General features: G+C 37.9%; 22 protein-coding genes. 1 reads left to right on the top strand and 21 read right to left on the bottom strand.

The features are described 5' to 3' along the window. Nucleotides 1-76 precede the first annotated feature (76 nt). From GQR47_RS08685 to GQR47_RS08610, 16 genes are read right to left on the bottom strand one after another with little or no spacing between them, the layout of a single operon-like run. Complete coding sequence (locus tag GQR47_RS08685; RefSeq protein WP_024594529.1) at nucleotides 77-3,817, bottom strand: H-type lectin domain-containing protein; 3,741 nt, start codon at nucleotides 3,815-3,817, stop codon at nucleotides 77-79. Then, on the bottom strand, nucleotides 3,814-4,305 hold the full coding sequence (locus GQR47_RS08680) for a hypothetical protein (RefSeq protein ID WP_024594530.1): 492 nt from the start codon (nucleotides 4,303-4,305) through the stop codon (nucleotides 3,814-3,816). Before GQR47_RS08680 ends, GQR47_RS08685 begins: the two co-directional genes overlap by 4 nt. Beyond that, the gene (locus tag GQR47_RS08675) at nucleotides 4,295-5,137 is read right to left on the bottom strand and encodes a type II secretion system protein (RefSeq protein WP_024594531.1); all 843 of its coding nucleotides are present in this window, start codon (nucleotides 5,135-5,137) and stop codon (nucleotides 4,295-4,297) included. The genes GQR47_RS08680 and GQR47_RS08675 overlap by 11 nt, the downstream gene beginning before the upstream one ends. Then, nucleotides 5,137-5,676, bottom strand: coding sequence for a type II secretion system protein (locus GQR47_RS08670; protein ID WP_024594532.1), 540 nt, complete (start codon nucleotides 5,674-5,676; stop codon nucleotides 5,137-5,139). Before GQR47_RS08670 ends, GQR47_RS08675 begins: the two co-directional genes overlap by 1 nt. Further along, entirely contained in the window at nucleotides 5,663-6,154 is a 492-nt protein-coding gene (locus GQR47_RS08665; protein ID WP_024594533.1) for a type II secretion system protein, read from the bottom strand. Before GQR47_RS08665 ends, GQR47_RS08670 begins: the two co-directional genes overlap by 14 nt. A gap of 8 nt (nucleotides 6,155-6,162) precedes the next feature. After that, nucleotides 6,163-6,705 carry a prepilin-type N-terminal cleavage/methylation domain-containing protein gene (locus GQR47_RS08660; RefSeq protein ID WP_024594534.1) on the bottom strand — a complete coding sequence of 181 codons (543 nt, stop codon included), beginning with the start codon at nucleotides 6,703-6,705 and terminating at the stop codon, nucleotides 6,163-6,165. 22 nt (nucleotides 6,706-6,727) lie between these two features. Further along, nucleotides 6,728-7,312 carry a prepilin-type N-terminal cleavage/methylation domain-containing protein gene (locus tag GQR47_RS08655; protein ID WP_165723725.1) on the bottom strand — a complete coding sequence of 195 codons (585 nt, stop codon included), beginning with the start codon at nucleotides 7,310-7,312 and terminating at the stop codon, nucleotides 6,728-6,730. Nucleotides 7,313-7,316: 4 nt separating this feature from the next. Beyond that, a complete protein-coding gene (locus tag GQR47_RS08650) occupies nucleotides 7,317-8,537 on the bottom strand; it encodes a type II secretion system F family protein (protein WP_024594535.1) in 1,221 nt (406 codons plus the stop codon). Next, complete coding sequence (locus GQR47_RS08645) at nucleotides 8,524-10,251, bottom strand: GspE/PulE family protein (RefSeq protein WP_024594536.1); 1,728 nt, start codon at nucleotides 10,249-10,251, stop codon at nucleotides 8,524-8,526. Before GQR47_RS08645 ends, GQR47_RS08650 begins: the two co-directional genes overlap by 14 nt. Further along, the gene (locus GQR47_RS08640; RefSeq protein WP_024594537.1) at nucleotides 10,248-11,390 is read right to left on the bottom strand and encodes a tetratricopeptide repeat protein; all 1,143 of its coding nucleotides are present in this window, start codon (nucleotides 11,388-11,390) and stop codon (nucleotides 10,248-10,250) included. Before GQR47_RS08640 ends, GQR47_RS08645 begins: the two co-directional genes overlap by 4 nt. Continuing rightward, entirely contained in the window at nucleotides 11,387-12,289 is a 903-nt protein-coding gene (locus tag GQR47_RS08635) for an AAA family ATPase (RefSeq protein WP_024594538.1), read from the bottom strand. The genes GQR47_RS08640 and GQR47_RS08635 overlap by 4 nt, the downstream gene beginning before the upstream one ends. 2 nt (nucleotides 12,290-12,291) lie before the next feature. After that, nucleotides 12,292-13,950: a pilus (MSHA type) biogenesis protein MshL gene (gene mshL / locus GQR47_RS08630; protein ID WP_024594539.1), complete on the bottom strand. Its 1,659-nt coding sequence runs from the start codon at nucleotides 13,948-13,950 to the stop codon at nucleotides 12,292-12,294. Then, complete coding sequence (locus tag GQR47_RS08625) at nucleotides 13,934-14,260, bottom strand: agglutinin biogenesis protein MshK (protein ID WP_024594540.1); 327 nt, start codon at nucleotides 14,258-14,260, stop codon at nucleotides 13,934-13,936. The genes mshL and GQR47_RS08625 overlap by 17 nt, the downstream gene beginning before the upstream one ends. Beyond that, complete coding sequence (locus GQR47_RS08620) at nucleotides 14,238-14,915, bottom strand: hypothetical protein (RefSeq protein WP_024598056.1); 678 nt, start codon at nucleotides 14,913-14,915, stop codon at nucleotides 14,238-14,240. The genes GQR47_RS08625 and GQR47_RS08620 overlap by 23 nt, the downstream gene beginning before the upstream one ends. Then, on the bottom strand, nucleotides 14,912-15,511 hold the full coding sequence (locus GQR47_RS08615; RefSeq protein ID WP_024594795.1) for a PilN domain-containing protein: 600 nt from the start codon (nucleotides 15,509-15,511) through the stop codon (nucleotides 14,912-14,914). Before GQR47_RS08615 ends, GQR47_RS08620 begins: the two co-directional genes overlap by 4 nt. Next, nucleotides 15,508-16,431: an MSHA biogenesis protein MshI gene (locus GQR47_RS08610; RefSeq protein WP_165723724.1), complete on the bottom strand. Its 924-nt coding sequence runs from the start codon at nucleotides 16,429-16,431 to the stop codon at nucleotides 15,508-15,510. The genes GQR47_RS08615 and GQR47_RS08610 overlap by 4 nt, the downstream gene beginning before the upstream one ends. Before the next feature lie 76 nt (nucleotides 16,432-16,507). Here GQR47_RS08610 and GQR47_RS08605 point away from each other — a divergent pair, with 76 nt between their 5' ends. After that, nucleotides 16,508-17,416, top strand: coding sequence for a pyridoxal-phosphate dependent enzyme (locus tag GQR47_RS08605; protein WP_024603376.1), 909 nt, complete (start codon nucleotides 16,508-16,510; stop codon nucleotides 17,414-17,416). 3 nt (nucleotides 17,417-17,419) lie between these two features. Here the strand turns inward: GQR47_RS08605 and GQR47_RS08600 are convergent, their stop codons facing one another. The 5 genes from GQR47_RS08600 to ssb all read right to left on the bottom strand — a co-directional run bounded on the left by GQR47_RS08600 (nucleotide 17,420) and on the right by ssb (nucleotide 24,973). Then, complete coding sequence (locus GQR47_RS08600; RefSeq protein ID WP_024595325.1) at nucleotides 17,420-19,108, bottom strand: EAL domain-containing protein; 1,689 nt, start codon at nucleotides 19,106-19,108, stop codon at nucleotides 17,420-17,422. A 226-nt stretch (nucleotides 19,109-19,334) separates the two neighbouring features. Beyond that, nucleotides 19,335-20,351, bottom strand: coding sequence for an ACR3 family arsenite efflux transporter (gene arsB / locus GQR47_RS08595; protein WP_024595324.1), 1,017 nt, complete (start codon nucleotides 20,349-20,351; stop codon nucleotides 19,335-19,337). A 9-nt stretch (nucleotides 20,352-20,360) separates the two neighbouring features. Further along, a complete protein-coding gene (gene arsH, locus GQR47_RS08590) occupies nucleotides 20,361-21,077 on the bottom strand; it encodes an arsenical resistance protein ArsH (protein ID WP_024595323.1) in 717 nt (238 codons plus the stop codon). A 184-nt stretch (nucleotides 21,078-21,261) separates the two neighbouring features. Then, nucleotides 21,262-23,991, bottom strand: coding sequence for a response regulator (locus tag GQR47_RS08585; protein ID WP_024595275.1), 2,730 nt, complete (start codon nucleotides 23,989-23,991; stop codon nucleotides 21,262-21,264). 259 nt (nucleotides 23,992-24,250) lie between these two features. Continuing rightward, entirely contained in the window at nucleotides 24,251-24,973 is a 723-nt protein-coding gene (gene ssb / locus GQR47_RS08580) for a single-stranded DNA-binding protein (protein WP_002958391.1), read from the bottom strand. Between the last annotated feature and the right edge of the window lie 14 nt (nucleotides 24,974-24,987).

Raw genomic sequence — 24,987 nt, 5'->3', positions numbered from 1 at the left:
TTTATAATTAAAGCCTTATGCTATGTACTTGCAGCACAAAACACAAGCTTTGTTCAATTATTATCTTAGTTTACAACTATTCGCGTGTTTCACGCCAGTAAATAACCCGATCATTTCCTCGAAAGCGTCCAAATTGTAAAATAGTACGAGGATCAAGCTGTGTTTCATCCCCCAGCCAATCCCACTTTAACCAATCATAAGTATTATATTCTAAGGTAAATTCACCCAAACCATTTGGCTGTGCATAAATACCATTGTTTGCCGGATACACTCCCGCCTCTAACTGGCCAGATACACCCGTTCCATATTCATAGGCTAACTGCGGGCTGTTAGGTGATATTTGAGTGATTTGGGTATGATCAAATACACTACAGTTATCTTCTGCGTTATTTACAAATCCACTGCCATTGTAATACTGAGCCTGCATAGGAATAAGTAAAGGGTCGAGATCGGAGCCTGCGTTATTACCAAGGACTAAGCGTCCAAATTTAAACTCTATTGGTAATGTATTTAGTCTTACGCTATTACAGCCACCCGAGCATGCTGTTTGTGTATTAGGTTTATCATTTGCATCAATGAGCGTTGCTCCTTCTATGTTAGAAAGCGTTACCATTAAACTCACCATAGCAAACGGTCCATCTGCTTGCCCTACACCTAATCTTTCGAGTGTCGTGTTAAGTTGGCTCATTTGCCACTGGCCGTCACTTATATCTCCCCAGTTATTATTTCCTAGGTTTACTAATCGGCTAGCAAAATTAGTTGCGGGTACATAGTTAGCTACTTCATTATTTTCGGCATTAACCTCTACACTGGACTTATCAAAGCCCTCTTTATAATTAGCCATTAGCTCACCATTTTGATTTAGCGCTTGAACTGTAAAGCCAAGTTCAAAAGGTTGATCAAGGTAAGTTAAATTACTGCCGTATTGCGTGCATTGTGCGGCAGCTTGAACCCCCACTACCTGAAACTGCGAAGGTGCAAAACGACCAATATTATATAATTCACCTTTTACATCTCCCGCGCCAAAGTAATCGGCATCTTGCAGACCTGCTGTTAAATCAATGATGCCAACTTGGTCGTAATTATACTGCGATATAGATTCACTCAAACTGCCTGTGTCACTAAAGGCAACAGTGCTCATCGCTTCAAGCGTACCTTGAACGCCTAGCGTAGGCGCTTTAAGTAATGCCTCTACAAGTGGTTGCTCTGTAATAAAGTGCTTGGCAATGGTGTTATTTATTATATTGCTGTAGTTATCTGGGTAACCATCGTTGTTAGTGTCTTGCCCTGTTTGCCATTGCACCGCATTCATCTTTAAATCAAATGCTTCGCCAGTTAATCTAAATAAACTTCCATCAGCGTCTGCTGCATAACCATCACTTGCAATTTCCATCGCTAATCCGAATGGCTTTACAACATACTCATTTGAACTACCCGTTAAATTTACTGATAAATTAGTGACTGGGTCTAAAATTAAATTGGTGTTTACATTTAAACTCAACTTTCCTGCGTCGGGATAATTTATAACAATCGGGGCTTTAGACTCACTATCAAAGTTTAGCGTGAACGATTTAGCTGCTTGCTCGACCGCAAAGGTATTATTGTTGTTACTAAGTGAAACCGTATCAGAGCAACTTGCACCAGCACTGCATGTATACGATAAATCTAAGCTTACATCACCACCTGCAGGAAATGCCGCTTCACATACGCCCGTAGTGGTATTAGTTTTTACCGCCTGGATAGATAACGCTTTTGCATTAAAGCCTGTACTTGAGGGTTTTGCTGATAGCTGAGTTGGAATGGTAGTATTTCCATCTGTATCATTATTAAAAATAAATCCGGCATCAGAAAACGTAACTTTACAGCCACTCAAACCAACATTATTACCACCGATATAACAACGAAGAGGTGCTGAAGGTTCTGCAGTGTTGTATCCAAATGTAACACTGCCTGTGGTGCGTTTAGCAAATTCGACAACCGCTGATCCTGTAAAATTAATATTCTCCCCCGTAACCCAACTTTGCTGACCACTATTATCTGGAGAAAGGTTTAAACTAGACGGCTCTGCGAATAATAAATCGCAGGCGTCATTTGCGCAGGCTGTGAGTGTCATCTCTTTAGCTTCACACGTTAGAGCATTGTTATCGCTTATTGTTAAACGATAATGATCCAGTGTTTCTGGTGTATAAATGCCACAAAAACCAGGGATACTTTCGGGTACTGGTAGAGCGTCAAACGTTGAGCTCCCTTCGGTAATAATTTGAGTAGCCGATGTAATTGACCCCTGATACGTTACATTTTGTGCGATTCTTACCTCACCAGTGGCAACAATATAGGCCGCAATATTGGCATCGGCTGCAATAGCAATCGCACCATCAACATAAATAGCTAAATACGCGCCGGTTTCGACCACTATACTTGTTTTACCTATATTCAAAAATGAAGTTGATAATAGTGAGGTTGTGTCTTTTAAAAATATACGTGTAGGCGCTGTTACTCTGTACTCTGTTTCCAGCATACTTAACTGCAACTCATCGTAATAATAGTCGCCAGCTAAAGAAGTAGGTACGGGCCCTGTTGAGCTACCATCATTTGTAACCGTTGGCACCTGCGCCGCTTGATTAGGTTCTAAAGAGTTATAACCACCAGCAACACACGCCTGACCATTACACAAAGGAGGGCTCGTCAGCGCAGTAGAAATTAAACTTGTGGTGGTGACAAACTGCGCATTGCCATCTGTTATTTCTACCCCCTGAACTAACTGCACCTCACCATTGTTATAAGTAGAAATAGCGCCAGGGAACAAGGTATCACAATCTAAAATATCACCGTTAAACACAAAGGTACTGGTCATGGCGAGTATTGATGCTTCCTCGTTTACGTGACGGCGCTCGTTATCGCCATCACGGTCTTCGTCAACAACAAGCCCTAGCCTGTCAGTTCTTAGGTTACAGCTGCGTAGCCACCCGCCATCATCTTCTTGGCGTGAATTTTTACTTGCAACCACCAAAGGAGCCACACTAAAGTTATTAGTAAAACTAAAGTAATTACAGCCATCGCTCCAACCGTCAATTTCAAAGCCTGTGAAAAAAGTTTCCCACGATACCTCAACGCCATTATCGTCAGTAAATGTGCGGTTACTTCCTGGCTCCACTGCCATGTAAGCAACAGTTTCGTTTTTTATGATCCCAAGTGCTGTTTCAGATGCCTCTAAAGCAATATTAACGCCGCTGGCAGATAGAGAATTACTTTCTACTGCAACTGTTAAAAACGGAATTAATGCCTCAGAAGGTGGATTGCTGTCTATGCTATTGAGTGTTTGTAACGAATGGAAAAAGTTTGGCCTTTGAGTAAACGGTTCAGCAAATGTTAAAGACTTATAGCCTTTAGGTGTCAGTGGAGCAAAGCCAGACTTAGAGCCATACTGTAATTCGAGTAATAAGTCTGTACTGCCCACTTCCATAATTGTGCCGTCTGGAAATTGATGCACACCATACTCAACAGCTAAATAGTGCGCCCCCATACTAATATGTCCACCATCTTCTCCTGAAGGTTCAAGCGGTAAGGCCTCAAAGCTAGTTGTGGTTATATTACGTATTCTTATTATTGCAGGGTTTCCACCTTGGTTTGTTGAGAGCATAAATACAGCAGGAGGCGTTATATATTGCTGTTGAAAATTTACTTTTGTCCAAACAGGCGATGTGTATGTATCTTGCAGCTCTATATAACGGCCCTCGATTTTTGGAGGCACTGCATTTGCGTGATTACAAAGTAACACGCAGCTAAAAAATATAATGACTAATGCACTTTTTATCATGGTAAAGTTTTAGCCTCCACACTGAGTGTTCTTTGTGTTTCCCAATAATCCTTTCTGCAATCATTTCCTGCAGGGCAATCAATTGCGGCGCACGTTGCACTACTTTGTAAGTAATAAATATTAACAAGCCCGTTTGTTGTGCTGCTGTCGGGTAGGTCTATATATTCATCGCAACTCACCAGCACGTTACAATTAGCTAAATATGCAGTTTGAAAGGTTAAATTAGTTGTAACTGATGCACAGCTTTGCACTGAGCTATTTATTGGAAAGAGTTGCGTTAAACCACTTTCTAATCCACTTTGCGCCGCCATAAAAGCGCGAGCGCCGTAATACTCAATGGTATTTTGTTGAGATGCACCAGAAAGCACTTTAACTAATGCTAATCCTAGTGCTAATAAAGCAACAATAATTACCAAAGAAACAATTATTAAGTTCCCTTTTTGTTTACTGGGTAAGGCTTTTCCGTGATGATTTTTTTTAAGGTACATTAGGAATATGCACCTCATGGTTAAAATTCATTACTTCAGTATCGTTAAATTGCATTTGCGCATTCACATTAAGCACAGCGTTTCTTTGTAGGGAGAGCGCATCAAGAGTAAAAAATAAATCGCTCGCTAAATTATTGGCAATGTAAATACCTAATAAATCACGTTTAACACCACTGCTTATTTGTAAGCTCACGGCATCTAATTGATTAACTGTAAAACCGTAATCGGTATATCTATATAAATACTGCTCTTCAACGCAAAAACTTACAGGTTGAGAGAGTAAATAAAGGCGCTTACTTGGCGACTCTTGGGCAAACGCTTTACTAAATTGCCACTCATCAATTGCACTAGTGGTGGAGCTATTAAATGCTGATAGTTTTAAACGCTTATTATTATTCTCATCGTATATATCAGCGCTGCTTAACGGGTAAGTTGTTGCCCAATCTCCAACTTGCGGCTGCGTTAAATTATTAAGTTCAAAATCAACAGCGCTAACATTAAAAGGCGCTACGGTAGGTAGGTAATTTGTATAGTGAGTCGCTGATAAAAACGGCGTAAATTCTAAGCACTGCTGAGCACTACATGCTCCGCTAGTGCTGTTATCGCAAGAGAGCCTTAATGAGTTTGGCGTAGCGTGGCGAAGCTCTTTACTAAGTCGCGTTATTAAAAAGCGGGCCTGAGCTACTGCTTCTTGGCGCTCAACCCCTTGTGAGTAAATACTGACCCCAGCACCAATAAATGAAAATGCACTTACGGCTAAAATACCAATAATAACCATGACAAGTAATAGTTCTATAAGGGTAAATGCATTTTGGTATTTAGCTCTTTGCATTAGTAATTCCCTTTATATGCACTAAATCCGTAAACTTCGCCTAAGGGTGATGTTACTTCAATAGTAATACGCTTAAAGGTTGTGCCATCGTTGGTGGTCGATTCGTTAAAGTCGCTATCGTACTCAACAGTAACAACTAAATTAAAGTCGCTGTACTCGCTTAACACCTCACCTAAGCTATTAGTAATAGGCTGGTTAGACAGTGCAATATAGTCATCTACATCGTTATAACTAGTTCTGGTTTCTGAGTTATCTACTCCGAAGTCAGCAGGTGCGGTACAAGCCTCAGCACCTAAGGTTGTTTCGCCGCAACGTCTAAAAGGTGCGCTTCTATCACTGTGCTCATCAAACGACTTACTTTGGATTTCGTTCATTAATGATTGACCAAATTCAGAGGCTCTTAAAGCCACAATCGGCTCTGCACTTTTTTTGGCTTGTGGGGCAATTAAAGCTGTAATAATACTTAATGCAATTGCAAACATGACAATGCCAATAATAAGCTCTATTAGAGTAAAACCTTTTACTTTAAGGGCACGCATATATAAGCCCTTCACCACTTATGCATACGCCAGCTAATCCAACATCTATTCGACACTGCGTAGTACAGGTTTGATTTGATTTACCTAAAGGATCAAAACTAATTTGGGTAAATATATTCGCGTTACTATCTAAAGCGCTAAATGTTATATCACTTCTTTGCGTGTTTATTTGTACCACTAAATGATCGGTGTTATTGGTATCTGCTCCACCGGTACATGTATCGGGTGTGGAGGGAGCAATAAGTGTGGAGGTTATATAAAGGGTATGGCAACTTGTTGTTGCTGTATTTTGCATTGCACGTAGCTGCACTGTCCTAAGTGCATTTAAAGTACGGTCTCGATACGAATAGGCGTCTTCTGTTGAGCTGCCCAGAAATTTGGGAACTGCCGTTACCGACAGTATTCCCAATATCACTAGAGTAATAATTAACTCAATGAGTGTGAAGCCACGCAATCGTTGCTTACTACTGCTTATCATTTATGTAATTAACAACCCGTAGTAACAAGTGTAATCACTGGAGGAGTTACAACTACAGGGCCTGTCGTCGCAGTAGCTTGCGTGTATTCAATTCGACAATCATCAACAGTAGTTGCATCCACAGTGTAACTATTAGGAAAAATAGTTACTGTTGTATCGTTTACAAATAAATTGAAATCAGCTGAATCAATTGCATTTGGTGTTCCATCTGCAAAGTTGACATCTAAAAATGCTTCAAAGGCTTCTTCTGTTGCTGCTGGATAACCATAAACAGTAGGTACTGCTACACCAGTATCTACTGTAACTGTAGCCTCATCCTTTTTGTGATCACTAGCAATAATAGATTTGCCATTCACAATATTCATACCACTGCGAATCGACCCTTGTAAGCCTTCAAGTGTTGAAGCATTGGCATCACCTTGCAAGTTTAAAAAGCGAGGTGCTGCGGTAACAGCTAAAATGCCTAAAATAACAATTACGATGATCAATTCAACAAGTGTAAAACCTGCTTGTTTATTCATTGGTAAACTTTTTAACGATTGCGTTTTCATAAGTAAGCCTCTTTTTAATTACTTAATTTTTAAATATTTTTACTTTGCCTGTTTTAGCAAAGTATGAAAAACCTGTTAAACCTGATATTTCACCCGTATTGGTAGGTATACTTTTAATATCAATGGTATGAGTTAAATAGTAGTCGCATTGCGTACTTTCTGCATTGTACATAACTAAAAAACTTACACTTTTTATTCTTGATATTTCATTACTTAACGTACTACTGGGTGCATCTTGTAAAATTATATTTAAAACTTGGCGGCATTTATTCGCATTTATAGCTTCTGCACGAGTATCTTTTTTTTCTGTTTCATCACTTGTTGGTGTACCTAACGATCCATCAATACCAACTATTACACCTCCATAATTAACAAATGTTTTGTTTGACCTGCTGTTTGGCCTACCTTCTAATTCCCATTGACCCCTAACCATGCCAACGGCCGATGAGAAACTACCTGCTATAGCGTCAACGCTTGCATTATGCGCTTGATTTTTAATACCTATATATTGAGGTATAGCAAAGCTCAAAATTACTGCCAGTAAAATCACAACAATAACTAACTCAAATAATGAGAAACCTTTTGAGTAAGCCTTTGATGCAATCACTTGGTTAATTACCTTTAATCGCGGACATCATGTTCCACATCGGCATAAAAATACCCAACGCTAAAATCAGCACCATAATGGCAACAAACACAGTTAAAATAGGTTCTATTTTTGCAGTTAAGCTCCGTAAGTCGTAATCAACTTCACGCTCATAATAATCAGCAGCCTCTTGTAAGAGCTCATCAACCCGGCCCGTTTCTTCACCTACCGCCACCATCTGTAATACAAGCTGAGAAAACAGCTGAGAACTTTTTGAGGCTCTGAGTAAACTATCGCCCTTTTCTATATCTTGGCGCATAGTAATAATCGCTTTTTCCATATAGCTGTTATCTACGGCATGCGCTGTTAGTGATAAACCAGTGGTCATAGGCACACCGGAGCGCAATACCATAGCTAAACTTTGACTGTAGCGCGCAAGCAATGTCCGTTTTAAAATATCCCCAATAAATGGAATTTTTAATTTATATTGATCCCACTTAAAGCGTCCAGGCTCTGTATTTAAATAACGCCTCCAAGCAAAAACAGAACCAATAACCATCACCAATAATAACCACCAGTAGTTAACAAAAAAGCTGCTAGTGCCAATTAATATTTGAGTCATTAATGGCAATTCGGCATCAAATTTTTCGAACATACTGGCAAAGGTAGGAATAACAAAAATATTCAAAATAATCATAGCCGCTACTAGAGCCAAAATAACAAAAGTAGGGTAGCGCATAGCTGCTTTTATACGCTTTCGGGTTTCTTGTTCTTTCTCAAAATAAATAGCGAGTTGATAAAACGCATCTTCTAATCGTCCAGAGCCTTCACCAACCATTACCATGGATACTGTTAAACGGCTAAATACCTCGTTATGTATCGCCATTGCACTGGATAAGTCGCGGCCTTGTTCGAGCTGCTTGGTAACTTCTATTAGTACATTTTTAAATTTTTTATTTTGTGTTGTTTCTGCCAACCCAACCATTGCTCGTATAATTGGTATACCTGCTTTTAATAGCGAATACATTTGCCTAGAAAACATAATCATGTCGTCTAGCGTTATTTTTTCGACAAATAAATTATCAAAAATTTTGATGTTATTTTTTGTTTCAACTAAAGAGATTGATATTGGTATAAATTGACGCTTCATTAAACTATCAGCTACGCCAGCTTGGTTACTCGCTTCTAATTGCCCTTTAACCAACATACCTTTGCTGTCTTTAGCTTTGTAGCTATATAGTTGCATCAATATCCCCTACTATTTCTGGGATATATTCAGCCACTTTAAATACTTCATCTAAAGAGGTAACACCTTGCTTAGCATAGTTTAATGCCATTGTTGAGAGCGGCGAAAAATTCGCGCTATTTTTAGCGGCTTTTGCAAAACCTTGCGTGTCGTTAACTCGTAATGCATCCATCATTGCATCATCCATTTCGAGTAACTCAAAAATACCTACACGCCCTTTATAGCCACTGTGATTACATGCGGTGCAACCTTGCCCTTTAGAAAATTGAGCATCTGTAATCTCTTCGCCTAAATATTTTAACCAACTTAATTCTTGGCGATCTGGCAAGTACGGTACTCTGCAGTCATTACATACTCGTCTTACTAATCGCTGAGCAATAATCGCGCGCAGTGAACTTGCCACTAAGTAAGCCGGTGCCCCCATGTCGATTAAACGCATAGCACTGGTAATTGCATCATTGGTATGTAACGTTGATAGTACGAGGTGGCCTGTTAAAGCGGCCCTTAATCCAATATCTACGGTTTCTTGGTCACGCATTTCGCCAACCATTATAATGTCAGGATCTTGCCTTAGAGCGGTCCGTAAAATACTTGCAAAGCTCAGCCCTATTTTATTATTTATTTGTACCTGGTTAATACGGCCAATACGATACTCAACAGGATCCTCTACTGTGATAATTTTACTTTCTTGTTGATTCAGCTCACTTAGTGCACCGTATAGTGTGGTTGTTTTACCCGAACCTGTTGGCCCGGTAACTAAAACCATCCCATGTGGACGTTTTATAATGCTGCGCACACGTTTTAATATGTGTACAGGCATACCCGTTTCATCTAACGATAGTAATCCTGCGGATTGGTCAAGCAGGCGCATTACAACTGACTCACCATGCTGAACCGGCATGGTAGATAAACGCACATCAATACTATGGCTGCGTACTTTTATATTAAACCGGCCATCTTGAGGGAGGCGTTTTTCAGATATATCTAATCCCGACATAAGCTTTAAACGTAACACTAATGCCGATGCTATTTTTACTTGGTTAAGAGTGTGCTCTTGTAATATGCCATCTACACGTTGACGAATGCGAAGCAAACCTTCATCTGGCTCAATGTGAATATCGGATGCACGAACTTGCACTGCATCCTCAAATATTGATTGCAGTAACTTAACAACGGTTGCATCTGATGTCTCATCACCTAAAGAATTTAAATCAAACTCTTCTACGTCTTGATATTCTTCATGAAGTTGTGCTGCAAAGTTGGTAATTTCATCTGTACGGCGATACACGTTGTCAAACGCAGCCATTATTTGACTTTCTTGTACAACAGCTAAATCTATTCGTTTAGGAGCAAGCATAGTTGCAAGTTGATCAAGCCCCCTTAGATCAGCAGGATCGCTCATCCCGACTAAAACAGAGTCACCATTGTCTTCAATTACTAATGCTCTGTAGCGACGTGCATAAACCTCAGATAAAAGCTTAGATACATCAGCTGATATTTTTCGCTGTGATATATCTAAAAAAGGTACTTGTAATTGCTGCGCTAAAAAACGTAATAGTTGTGGTTCACTAATAAACTCAAGTGTAATAAGCGTCGAACCTAATTTACGACCCGTCGCAGCTTGAACGTTTAGCGCTTCGCTTAGTTGCGCTTCGGTGATCATGTGCTCATGAACAAGTAAGTCCCCTAAGCGCATTTTTAAACTAGGTCTCATACGGCCTCCTTTAGCGCAACTAAACGCTGTAATGCATGCTGCGTCATAGCTGTATTTAATCCACCTAAATCTAGAGCCACTTTGTAAAGCTGTTTAGCATCGAGGTACTCTCCTAATGCATCTTTTGAGGTTGCAAGTGCCAGCCACCACTTAGCTTGACTAGGCTGTAGTTGTGTAAGATGTTTAAAGCTTTCAAGTGCTTTATGGTGCTTACTCGCACTTTGCGCAGCAGTACCTTGTAGCACCCAAAAATCAAGATTCGCTTGAGCCTCAAATTCATCACTTAAAAGCAGCAATACTCCTTCATACTGTTGTTGCATAATAAGTATTTTGCTTAGCATTACACGCCATTCAAGTACGTTAGGGTTTTGGCGAATACCTGCTTGCAAAACCTGTTGCGCAGAATTTATATCTTGTTGTTTAAAGTAAGTTGCAGCGAGTAAATTTCGAGCTTCAACGTGCAAAGGCAATTGCGCTAAAATAATATTTAAATCACTAATGGCTTCATTGTATAAGCCAAACTGTATTGCTTGTTTAGCTGCGGCTAATTGCTCAATCAATAAAGCCTGTGGCGACTTAGCTTCTGCCACGCTTTTAGTCATAGTATTTTGAGACTTAGTTTTAATCATTGGAGTAATTTTTGGTTTGCTGACAATAGCTTCGCTAGTTACCAGTACATTATCTTTAGCTAGTGCAGGGCCTTGTTTAACCTCGGCAATTACAACTGGCTCAGCCGTTGGTTGAGAAACCAGTAATGTTGCTTCACTCAACTTGGATTCAGCTAAATCATTCACTTCTGGTTTTATTTGCTCAACTTGCACAACCGTTTTCACAACATCTTGCTCAACTAAAGGTTCTACATTGCTTTTTTCATCTTGATAATCAGATAAATTAGAGCTTAGAACCGCGACCATTTTTTGCTGTGGTAACACAGACTCACGTTGAGTCTCTTTTTTGTCGGCGGTCGGTAAATATAGGTATGCTAAAAAAATGACACTTAACATAATAAGTAAAATTACGGCTTTAAATGCAATATTTTTTACATCATATATCGGCTTTAAACTTATACCTTCTTGAATACTTACTTGCTTAGCTTCACGTTGCTCAATATTTTTAAGCATATTATTTATAACGCTCATAACAACTGCCTCCATACCCATATGGCAGCAATAGCTAAAACACTAAACATTAAAGCACTGTAGCTCCAATATTGTCCGGTTCGATACTTTGCGCAGTCTTCGGTATCTTTTATGGCAAGTTGAATATGGCGATTTGTTATTATATTTAACCCTTCACCGTAAGCTTGTAATAGTGCTTTGTGGCATAAAATATTAACTAACCTAGGAATTCCACGGCTAGCTCTAGCAATTTTGAGCCCCATACTATTATTAAATAAAGGAGGCCTATTAAACCCTGCAACTTGTAAGCGGTGATTAATATAATAAACAACCTCAGCGCCAGTCATCGCCCGTAATTTATACGAAAAACTGATACGTTGGCGTAATTGCCTTACTTTGTTGTTTGCCAGCTTTTCATCAAGTTCAGGTTGCCCAAATAACACAACTTGAATTAGTTTTTCACTTTCTGTTTCTAAGTTTGTAAATAATCTCAGCGCCTCTAGAGTCTCCCAACCCAAGCATTGCGCCTCATCTATCAAGAGCACTACACGCTCATTATCTTCTTGTAAGTCGAGTAAGTGATGATTTATAAGCTGCCCTAGTGCTTGCTGATCTAATGCTTTATCTACATCCATACCCAGCTCAATGGCAATCGCCCATCTAAGCTCTTCTGGGCTTAAATAAGAGTTAGGTAAATAAGCCACAATGTAATCTGGCTCAAGTTGGTTTAATAGCTTTCTACAAAGTAGCGTTTTACCAGTCCCAACTTCACCAGTGACTTTAATAAACCCTTCACCCATTTCAATAGCTGTTGTTAACACTTGCATCGCTTCATGGTGCGGTTCAAGTGCACAAAAAAAATCTGTGTTAGGGGTTAACGTGAAAGGCATTTCACTTAAATTAAAAAAGCTTAAATACATAGTTAGTTTTCATACCATGTTTTTAAAAGCTGACGGCTTTCACCTTGTTGTTTTTTCCAAGTATCTGGCATAACAACCGTTGGTTTGATTAGAATAATCAGTTCTTTTTTCTCTTGGCGTTTACGAATACTTTTAAATAAATTGCCAAATAGTGGGATATCACCCAACACGGGGGTTTTTGATTCTTCATCCTGTGTTGATGTTTGCATCAAACCACCAATAACCACTATTTCGCCACTTTGAGCGCGAATAACAGTATCTGATTCTCGAATGTTACTTTGTGCTAGAGGCAACTCAAAACGTTGATCGTCTAATGTAATTACTTTTAGCTGCTCTTCTGTTTCAGTTACTGAAGGGTGAACATGCAAAATAACTGAGCCATACTTGTCAATTTGCGGCGTTACATCAAGGGCAATACCAGAAAAGAACGGCGTTAAATCAATTTCAGGCGAGGTCGTTGTAGCAGTACCCGTTACCGTCGTACTTGATACATTAGTAACAAAATATTCGTCTTGCCCTACTTTTATAACTGCTTTTTGATTGTTTGTAGCGGTAACTCGAGGGTTAGATAGCATTTGCACATCACCTTGCGTTTCAAGCAAATTAATAACCCCGTTAAAGTCTCCTTTTTGAATGGTTAGCGATGACGCTCCACCAATTGCGGCTGAAATACTATTACTAATAGTAGAACCCGCTGTTGTAGCAAACGAAATACCGCCTTCTAAACCACTCGCTATACGCTCCCAGTTAACTCCCTGTTGGTACTCATCTTTTAAAGTTACTTCTATTATTTTTGCTTCTAGAATAACTTGGCGTTGCAGGTTTTCTTGGCTTTGACGCAAAAACTCTTTTAGCTGACTAATTTCGCTTGGTAATGCATTTACGGTTACCAAACTAGCTTGTGGGCTTGCAACAACATAGCGCCCACCGCTTGCGCCAATTAAAGACTTAAGGGCGACTTCTAATTCTTTCCAAAAGTCATTTTTATTAATTGTTTGGATTCGAGAACCGTTTAAATCTAAGCTTTGATTATCGCCGCCAAACTCATTATTTTGCTGGTTACTACTACCTGAACTTGAACCATTCGAACTACTGCCACTTTGTGCAAATTGACTAACCCCACCAGCAACCACACTCACTGTAGACTGACCATGGCGCTGCATCATTAAATAATTTACAGGTATTGTTTCTGTGCGCATTTTGGCTGGCAGTACTTGTACTATTCGTCCTTCATTAACAATATCTAAAGGATACATACGCTTAATAACAGCAATGACTTCATTAAAAGTAACGCTTTTAAGATTTAAACTAATTGTGCCATTTACCTCAGGATGCACAGCAACACTAAAAGGCGTATCGTCTGTTAAGCCTGCAAAAAAGGCGCCTATTTCAACGTCATTAGCGGCTACATCAAAACGCTTTATAGATAAATCATCACTTATAGTTTGCTCATTATTTATTGATGATAGTAGGCTTTGGGTAAGCTCACTCGGCATCTGTAAAGGCGCAATCGCTTTAGTATCTACAGGCTTTTCAGCCAGCTCTTGTTCTATATGAGTTTTAACCTCTTTACCTGGTTTAAAGCTATGGCACGCAGTTAAAAATGTAGGTAACAATAGAAGAACAAGCCACGGATGAGATAAATTATTTTTTAATTTCATAGTCATATAATTCTAATTTTATTTGTTTATCATCATTTGCTAACACAACCTGTTTTGAGTTAATGCTTAGCACCCGAAAATCGTCTACAGCATCACCGACTCGATAAATATGGCCTGAAATAATGGCCTTAAATGCTGTACTGTTTTTAATAATAGATTGCAATTTAAGTTCTGTGTTTTGAGTTACACTCTTGTTGTTATTTACATACATATTTGGTTGAGTAGGATCGCGTAATTGCGCTAATGCACTGGGTGCGAAAGTGAACAAAAGTAATAAAAAACATAAATTATAATGCGATAAATTTTTCATTAGCGCTCACTGTAGCAATTTGTAAAGTTAATTCAGCTTGAGGGTACTCTAGTACCTGATAACTAAACTCCTGTATTAATAACTTATCTTGATTATTTTTTAATGCGGCTAAATATTTTTGTAAGCTAAAGTAGCTACCTTCTAAAGTAACGACCATCTGATGCTCAAAAAATAATGTTTGCGTATCATGTTCACCTAGTTTTTCTACATCGATAGCCTGTGCTGGTTTGACATTAAAGCTACTCACTTTTACGTCGCTACTATCTACGAGCAAATCTTTTAAAACGGCAGGTACATTTTTAGCCGCTACAAAGCCTTGGCTAAAACTATTAAGTTGATTATTTATTTCTGCTAACTCATCTCTGGTTTGTGCAATTTGACTGCGTAAAACCTTAGTGTAGTCGTAGTTTAGTGCTTGATTTAACATGGAGAGTTGCGCATTTATCTGCTGTAACTCCTGCAATGCTGCATTTTGTTCAGAGCGAATATGAGCAACTTCATCTTGCTGTGGAAAAATAACAAACCACAGGCCGAGGTAAATCACCATGAATAAGCCTACAAATACAGTGGAATACTTCTCACGCTTTTGCAGCGATGCAAATTGAGCTCGATACTTTGCCCAAATAGGCCAACCTTTGTCTTTCTTGTTGTTCATGGTTTAGCGCCTTTATCAGCAAGGTCGGTCGCCACATTAAATTCACTCAGACCATCTTTTGTTGACAGTTCTAAAACTGAAAATTCTTTATCAATAAAAAAAGGTGACTGCTTTAAATTATTAAACCACATAGGTAAAAATTTTGACTGCGATACTTGCCCTTGAAACGTGACACTTTGCCCTACAAATTTAATATGGGTAAGCCAGATATTAGGCTCGTGATACTTGGCTAAATCTTGCATAACCTGCGCATAGTCGGTTGCGGATTGATCTGAGCTTTGCTCTAAATAACTAAATATTTGCTGCTTATGCAAAACCTCTTGCTGAAGTGTTTTTAGCTCATTAATAAAAATTGTTTTATTTTGCTTCTCTGCTAGCTGCTGTTTTACAACTTCTAACTGAGCTTTTCCTTGTTTGAGATATTTCTTTTTTTGTTCTAAATCAAGCTCACTTGAATAAGTTTTATAACTGTAAAAAGCCCACGTGATTGCAATAATTAATAGCGCACCTAACCACAACGTAATCATTCCCGATAAAGGGACTGGGTCTCGGCGTACTCGTAAGGTTTTTTGATAAAAATTAATCCGGGTTTTCATAGCACAGACTCCGGATCTGTTAATTGATAGGCTGCTCCGAGCGCATAATAAAAGTTTGCCTCTAATTGCTGCGCTAATTCTAAGTTAGGCGCAAAATCTACAACTTTTACTTGTAAAAACTCTGCAAGACCGGCTCTAAGAGTTAATGAAGATAAATCATCGCACTGTAACTGTATGCTGCGAATTGGCGGTTGCTTGAGCTGGCTTTCAAAAAAGTCCATCGAACGCTGAATTTCTAACCCTAACGCCTCTACTAGTTCTTGGTTTTGATCCTTGTCTGAAATACCTAAAAAACCATTTAATCGCCTAGCTAATACTAATTGTCCATCACGAATAATTAAGATTCGAGGTTCATGATTAGCATGCTGCACAATCAGCATATGCGCCTCTTTGTATGAGCCAAATAAAGTTACTAAAACCATTTCTTCAGAGGTCATTGCACGCAAAACTGGTTTAGTTTGTTCAAAACTGTCTATAAACGGAAGTAGCTGCAGCTTATTGGTAATAAATACATTCATTTTGCTGCTTTGCATTGGTAACGTTATTGGATAATCGATAAAGTCAGCTACAATGTTTTCAGAAGCTATATCAACTAAATCTTTTGTAGTCCAAGGCAGCGACTGAATTATTTCTTCATCGCTGAGATTTGGTTTATCCATTTGCACTATTTGATAAAAGTAGTGCGGTATGACTAAATTAACTGCACAAATATCAGTAGACACCTCATTTGTACAAGCAACAATTGCAGCGGTATAATCAGTTTGCTCAGACACATTAACACTGTGAGAACTGTGAACCATCCATTGGTCGCGTTGTTTTTTTAAACATACCGCGTTAACAGTATCTGCGTAAGTTGCAACACCAATAGCTGTATTTGGATCTAAACTACGATTTAACCATGAAAACAGCTTTTCTTTCATATAGCTACTATTGTTAATTATGTATGAAATAAGTGTCGTACATTTTAACTACTTTGCCAAATTGAAAACCAATAAAATGCGTGAAAAATTCAAAATAGATGAAAATAACTATATTCAACAATTAGATAGCTCGTTTCTAAAAAAGAGAAATATTTGTTTAGGTATAAAACGTGATGATTTACTCCATCCGCTAATAAGTGGCAATAAATGGCGTAAATTAAAATACAATTTAGCGTATATGCAAAAGATAAATAAAACAGAGCTTCTGACTTTTGGTGGTGCGTTTTCAAACCATATTCATGCCTGCGCAGCGGCAGGAAAAGAATTTAATATAAAAACTCGCGCGATTATTCGCGGACCAGAACTGGATAACAACAACCCAACAATCCAATTTGCAAAACATTGTGGTATGAACCTACATGTTGTTAATCGTATAGAGTATCGAAAACGCCAAGACAGCGATTACCTTAATGCTTTGCAAGAGCGCTTTCCAAACGCTTATATCATCCCTGAAGGTGGTACAAATGAACATGCTTTATTAGGGTGTAAAGAATTAGTACAAAGCTTACCCGAACATAGCTACTTAGTTTGTCCTACAGGTAGTGGTGGCACACTTGCTGGACTAATAGAAGGCAGTGCTTCAACAACACAAGTTATTGGTATAGCGGTATTAAAACAAGCTGATTATTTAAATGAAGAAATAAAAAAGCTGAGCGCTAAAGCTAATAATCAAACTAACTGGCAGTTACTCACAGAGTTTCATGATGGTGGCTATGGTAAGTTTTCACCTGAGTTATGGCAGTTTTGCCAAGATATAGGCCGCACACACAACCTACCGCTTGAGCCTATTTATAGCGGAAAAATGATGTATGCATTGTGGCAGCTTATTGAGCAAGATTATTTCCCATCTGGGAGTAAAATTATTGCTGTTCATACTGGCGGGCTTCAAGGCTTAAATGGGCTTAAATATAGAGGGTTAATCTAGACCTTAATTAAATACCGCTTGCGTAAACTCTTGAAGTGGCTCTGAAAAGTAAAAACCTTGAGCTCCTACCACTCCCAATTTGGTAAGCGTAAGTAGCTCTTTTTGAGTCTCTACGCCCACCGCGTATACGGGTAGATTTAAAAGACTAGCGGCTTCGACTATCCTTTTTATTTTCTTTTGACTTTGAGTTTTTTCATCTAACAAATGAACCAGTTCGTAAGATAACTTAAGCCCACATACTTGGTTATAATCAACTAGCATGGCTACTTTCTCACTGCTTTTTACATTATCAATCACAATATGTGAATGCCCTTTTTTAATAACATTGAGTGCATTAGTTATCGACTCTCTATGAGTAAAAAATTCTGCCTCACTTATTTCAAATTGTAATTTAGTATTTAACTTAAGCTCTGCCATTTGATTGGCTAACCACTCCCAAAATACAGTATTAAACCAATTTTTAGGGTGTAGATTTACACTAACTGTTAAAGCCGAAGACTCACTGAGCATTAGCTTTTTGACTTGTGTTATTACAGCTTTATCTAATATTAAAGCGTCTTGATCACTATAAACCTGCTTAATAAAATAACGAGCGGCCAGTAAACCAAGTTGGCTATGCCTAACCCGAATAAGAGCTTCATGCTGCAGGATATCTCCACTAGAGAGTTCAAATACAGGCTGAAAGAATAATATAAATTTATTCTTTTTAATGTTTTCTATAACCTGTTTGCTAGAGAGGTGTTTTTCTTGGCAGTGATTTAACGTTAAACGGTGGCAATGCTGCAATAGGCTGCTTTGTGATAGCGCGAGTGCTGATTTTGCTAGCTTATAAACCGCCACTTGATCAGCGCCTAATTGATAATCACACGCACCTATTTTAATATTTTTATGAGTAATATTTTTTTGATGATTTTGACATATTAAAAACACATTTTTATGAAGCTTTTCAACGTAGCTATTCAACTCGCTAATAGAAATGTTTGGTAAGGTAACCGCTAAGTAATTAGAGTTTAGTATTTTTACCGACACATCTTTAAGCTCGGCTAATTTTTTAGTAATTAAGACTTTAAAATTGGCTTCTATATCCGTTTTTTTATCAAAGCTACAATCACACTCAATAAGTAAAAATAAGTTATGTGATGCAGTATTAACTCCATACAAAGAACTTAAATCACATTTTTTTGCCTGTTCGATTAGTTGAGTATTTTTATGCCTTTGTTGAATAATTTTAGTCGGCTGTATAACTGTATTTTTAGGCATTACTTTACGGTTTACTTTTAACAGGCTCCACCAGCGATAAGACCAATTAGCAGCGCCTAATATAATCAGATTCAAAAATATAAATAAGTAGCTTTGTGTTACCCACACTGGATAGTGATAAAGGCTCAAACTTAACGTTTTAAAAGTAAAAACTTCGCGTTCTAAATTTACTAAGTTCCTAAAGTGATCAGAAGAATTTTGCAGCTCTAACTTAAAGCCTTCATTTTTAGCTAATGCGACCAACACTTCATTATTTATAGAGGGAGATAAATTTAATTCATAAACGCGTTTAACAAACTGCTGCCCAGAAACATGTGCTTTTTGATGTAATGCATCATTTAAAATGAAATTAAAACTAATAAGTATCATCAAAAACAAAACAAAAGAGATACCTTTGAAGTACTTTAAAAGCCAGAGTTTACTCTTTTGCATAGCCTGCCACTCGTTATATTGATAACTAAAGTGTTGTTCAATATCTATAGAAGCACAAGGCTGCAAACTAAGTTTAAACGTTTATTAATAGTACTAAACAAAAAACACTCAGATAAACGAGAACTTACAAAAATAAACAGCTATGCCCTTTATTCTGTAAATAGATGAAAGCCATCGACAGATCATTTTAAAAAGTATGCCAGCAGAGATTATGCTGCATACCGCCTTAATTAAACCAATGGCGGGTTTTATTTGCAAAGTATACCAAGCTTAGCATTACGGGGACTTCTACCAACACTCCCACCACAGTGGCAAGTGCAGCCCCAGAATGTAAACCAAATAATGAAATAGCAACCGCAACAGCTAGCTCAAAAAAGTTTGAAGTGGCAATCATACATGCAGGCGCCGCTATGTTATGTGCAAGCCCCATTTTTTTAGCTGCAATATAAGCAATCGCAAAAATACCGTAAGTTTGAATTAAAAGCGGGATTGCAATAAGAACTATTGCCTCTGGTTTTTCTATTAATATCTGCGATTGGAAACCAAACAATAGCGCTACTGTCGCGAGTAAGCCAATAATAGAATAAGGTTTCATTACCTTTAAAAAGTTATTTAAACACGTATGGTCATCTTCTTTATCAAGCTTTTTACGGGTAACAGCACCGGCCACCAGCGGGATAAGTACATACAATACCACCGATAATAGCAGTGTATCCCAAGGTACAGTAATATCAGTCACACCAAGTAATAGCCCTGCAATAGGTGCGAAGGCAAAAATCATAATTATGTCATTTATTGATACCTGCACTAAGGTGTAATTAGCATCGCCTTTTGTCAATTGACTCCACACAAACACCATAGCGGTACAAGGCGCAACACCCAACAAAATCATACCAGCTATATATTCTGTAGCTGTTTGTGGGTCAACAAAATCGGCAAAAATACCCTTAAAAAATAACCAGCCTAGTAGCGCCATAGTAAAGGGCTTTATAAGCCAATTAATAACGATAGTGAGCACTAACCCTTTTGGTTTTTTACCTACATCTTTAATTGATGAAAAATCAATTTGCACCATCATTGGGTAAATCATCAACCAAATAAGTACTGCGATTACAATATTTACATGGGCATATTCAAAACCAGCAATTAAGCTAAATGCACTTGGCATTATAGAACCAGCTACAATACCAAAAGTAATAGCTAAGGCTACCCACACAGAAAGATAACGTTCAAATAATCCCATTGTTCTGTCCTAAATAGAGCTTTGATTAACGCGTTGGCTAAGTTCTTCTGCAGATTCCACACGTTCAGAATAAAGATCTACAAAGTAATCTTTTTGATCTCGTAATAACAAAGTAAATTTTATCAACTCCTCCATAACATCAACAATCCGATTATAAAGTGGAGAGGGTTTCATGCGCCCATTTTCTTCAAATTCTAAATGAGCTTGTGGCACTGAGGACTGATTTGGTATTGTTACCATACGCATCCAACGCCCTAATACTCGTAGTTGATTCACTACATTAAATGATTGCGATCCACCACAAACTTGCAGCACTGCGAGTGTTTTACCTTGCGTTGGCCTTACACCACCTAAATTGAGTGGTATCCAATCAATTTGGTTTTTGAATATGCTCGTCATTGAGCCATGACGTTCTGGAGAGCACCATACTTGCCCTTCTGACCAAAGCATTAAATCTCGTAACTCTTGTACTTTAGGGTGTGATTCATCTTCACTATCGGTTTGAGGTAAACCTTCAGGATTAAAAATTTTAACCTCAGCACCAAAATACGTTAATAAACGTGCACTCTCCTCTATTACCAACTTACTATAAGAACGCGCTCTTAATGATCCATATAACAATAAAATTTTAGGTTTGTGCTCAGAAAAACTAACATTAAAATTTTTAGTATGTGGAACAACGCTGTGTATTTTATTTGTATTTGGTAACCCATTAACTTCTGACATTTATAACTCAACCTTTACCAAGTGAATATACGAAAAATCGAATATATGGAATTTCACATACAAACACGCGTGAGTCAAATTCTATTTTATAAATTTTTTTAAGTTATTAAAAAATCGGCTCAAGCCAATGGAAGGGATTGCGGAAGGTATTTGATAAAAATATTAAGTTATTTATATAGCGCAACTATTTATTTAAACAGCGAATTATAGTTTCACGTAGTTTTTGTGTTTTAATGGGTTTTGCAACATGAGCATTCATGCCAATAGATAAGTATCGTGTAATATCATCTTTCATAACATTAGCTGTTAAGGCAATTATTGGAATATTTGCGATAGTTTCATCACTATCATTACGAATAATTTGAGTCGCCTCAACACCGTCCATGATAGGCATATGAATATCCATTAAAATTATATCAAACGGCTCTAACTTTACTGTTTGGATGCACTCTAATCCATTATCAACTAAGTAAACCTGAGCGCCGCTATTTTCTAGTATGTTGGTAACTATGAGTCGATTGATTGAATTATCTTCCACAACTAATACTTTAATACCCGCCAGCGACTGTTCACTCACAGTATTTACTTTAGGCACTTCATTAAAAAAACCTAACACTCTACTGCTCACCTCCTTATACAAGACACTCGAATAAACAGGTTTTTGCAAAATTGTGTTTATATTTATTTTGTTAGCCACATCATTAAGTAAAACCTCATGATCCCTTGTAAGTACAATTATATTACTGCAAAGCTGGGGATTAATATTATAAATACGCGTTAAAAATGTTTCACTACTCATCGCTGGCATTATCCAATCGACAATAATGACTTTAAATTTTTCTTTATTCTGTTCAATAATATCAATAGCTTGCTTAGCAGACGAGCACGCAGTACATGCTAAACCCATAGCTGTAAACTGATTTTCAATTACTTTAAGGTCCTCTTCATTATCATCTATAATTAATACATCAAACGGATCAGTAAAGATTAGGTTAGGCGTATCATCAATCAACGCTTGGTTGTTCAATTTAACTTCCACCGAAGCTACAAACTCACTACCCACACCTTGAGTGCTGTGTACTGTTATATCACCACCCATCAATTGGCATAAACTCTTACTAATTGTTAAACCTAACCCTGTACCACCAAACTTCCTAGTTGTAGAACTATCTGCCTGAGTAAATGATTCAAATAAATTACTAAGATTATCCTCAGCGATGCCAATACCTGAGTCTTTAACTGTAAAATATAAGCAAACACTTTGCGGATCGTCTAATAACTTTCTTGACTCAATTAAAACCGATACAGTGCCGTGAGGGGTGAATTTAATTGCGTTAGAGCATAAATTTAACAGCACCTGATTTATTCGCACTACATCGCCGATTAAGTCCAGTTTAACTGCCTCATCAATGACAATATCAAATGTGACCCCTTTACTTTGGGCCAATTCATTGAAGGTTGCTTTGATATAATCAACAATCGAATTTACAGAAAAAGGAAATTCCTCAAGGTTAATGTTTCCAGACTCAATTTTTGAAAAGTCTAAAATATCGTTAATAACCACCAGGAGTTGATCTGAGGAGTATTTAATTTTATCTAAATAATACTCATACTCACCAGGTAAACCTTTTTCGAGCAAAATATTAGTCAAACCAATAATCCCACTCATAGGGGTTCTAATTTCATGACTCATATTTGCTAAAAACTCAGACTTAGCGGATGTCAGATGCTCTGCTTCTTCCTTGGCGTGCAAAAGCTCTTCAGTGCGCTCTTCAACGCGCGACTCTAATCTTTGCTTTTCTTCATCAAGCTCTTTTAAAAGTTGAATGCGGCGTTGGTTTAAAAACAAAACAAAAACTAAAAAACTGCTAAGAATAAAAATAATTACAGTAGCGCTGTAAATTAATATTTTATTTTTCTCAAAGTAAGTTGGCTCGTAATAAGAGATAATTGACTCTTCTGGCAAGCTCTGCGGAGCAATATTAAACTTACTTAATTGTCGCCAATCATATGAGTATGTACTAAGCCCTTCACCACTAATTTCATTTAACGCTTTATTTTCATTATAAAAAACTATTGAATCGGCAATACGTTTACCTATTTTTTCACCCGACAATACATACCCACCAACAACACCTGAGCCTAATAGTACTTCCCAATAGCTAAACACTGGCGCCGGACTTTCTTCAGTTAATCGCTCTACTAGCTGATAAGGACTAAGTGATTTATTATCGTAACGCCTAAAAATGGGGGTAAATAAAATAATTGAATCTGCTGGGGCATTTCTTACTTTGGTGAGTAATTCTGGTAATGGAAGATCAAACCACTTTTCTACACTTAAATACGAAAAATCACGGTTAATAACCGAAAATAGTCCTCGATGAAAGCTCATACCAATATCGTTTTTTGTATCTAAAATCACGATCAATTTTTTAGGCTTCATTAAATTAACAGCATTTGCTGTTGCTTGCGCATAATCTAATTTAGCTTGGATCACAGCTCCGCTGGTCTTTTTTGGTAGATTAAACTGGGCGCCTGGCTCTAAGTATATTCGTGGAGCATTTATAAAAAAATCATCTAATTGAGATAGTAACGTCGCTGCAGAAGGCGACTGAGTAACGATGATATCGATGTGCTTATTTTTATATTTTTGTTTGAGGTAGTCTTTCATTAACTGTTTTTGATTAACTTCATCAAAGCGATTTACATCCATATTTTCGACAAATAGTTCATAACTAAAAGAACGTTTTGTAAGCTCTGTACGCAGTCCAAGCTCAACACTTTTATACCAAGGCATATCTTGATTTGTTGAATTTATAAATAAAATATGAGTAACGTCTGAAGTAGGTTGAGCGTGTGAACTAGGGCTCAAGAATTGCAAAACAAGAAATAAAAATAAGATATTAGTTTTCATGTTTCTCATTGTGTAATCAGGGGAAAGTAGTTTAATGGTAAGTGTTAACGATATATATCAATTAAATACAAGATAAAATTTACTGTAATTTAACATTACCAACAATACTATTTCACTTTACAGCCTAATGAGGTCTTATATTGATAGTTTTTTGATTATCATCACAGCGCAATACGCATAAAAAACCCAGTACGAATACTGGGTTTAGAGTAAAAAGTGTAAAGAATCTAATTACCTTTACACTGATAACTTTATATCGTCAGAACGGGATATCGTCATCAAAATCAATGGTTGGTTCCATTGGGTTTGATGCACCACCTTGCGGAGCACTTTGTGGTTTAGGAGCGAAACCACCTTGCTGCTGCGGTGCACTATTTTGTTGTGGTGCAAAGCCGCCTTGCGGTTGTTGGTATTGATTATTTTGTTGTGGTGCTGGCGCTGACTGAGGTTGCGCTGCAGGTGCTGCTTGCTGTTGTGGAGCATAACCACCTTGTTGCTGGTTATTTTGGCCTTGATTATTTTGGCCGTAACCACCACTTTGTTGAGCACTTTGCGCTTGATTACCTTGGTAACCACCTTGTTGCCCACCTTGTGATTGATTACCTTGGTAACCACCACTTTGTTGATCGCCACCACGTGCGCCCAACATTTGCATTTGACCAGTAAAGCCATCTACAACTATTTCTGTAGTGTACTTTTCTTGGCCTTGTTGATCGGTCCACTTACGTGTTTGAAGTTTACCTTCAACATAAATTTGTGAACCTTTACGACAATATTCACCAACAATTTCAGCTAACTTGCCAAAAAATACAACACGGTGCCACTCAGTTTTATCAACCATTTGGCCAGTGTTCTTATCTTTATAGCTATCCGAAGTTGCTAGGGTAATATTTGCTACACCGTTGCCGTTAGGCATATAACGAACTTCAGGATCTTGCCCTAAATTACCAACCAAAATTACTTTGTTCACACCGCGTGCCATGGAACCATCTCCTA

Origin of the sequence: Pseudoalteromonas sp. Z1A2 (assembly GCF_011378755.1) — a bacterium.
In the GTDB taxonomy this organism is placed as follows: Bacteria; Pseudomonadota; Gammaproteobacteria; order Enterobacterales; family Alteromonadaceae; genus Pseudoalteromonas; species Pseudoalteromonas distincta.
Note: the sequence above shows the minus strand (reverse complement) of the source record. Positions and strands in the feature narration are given on the sequence as shown.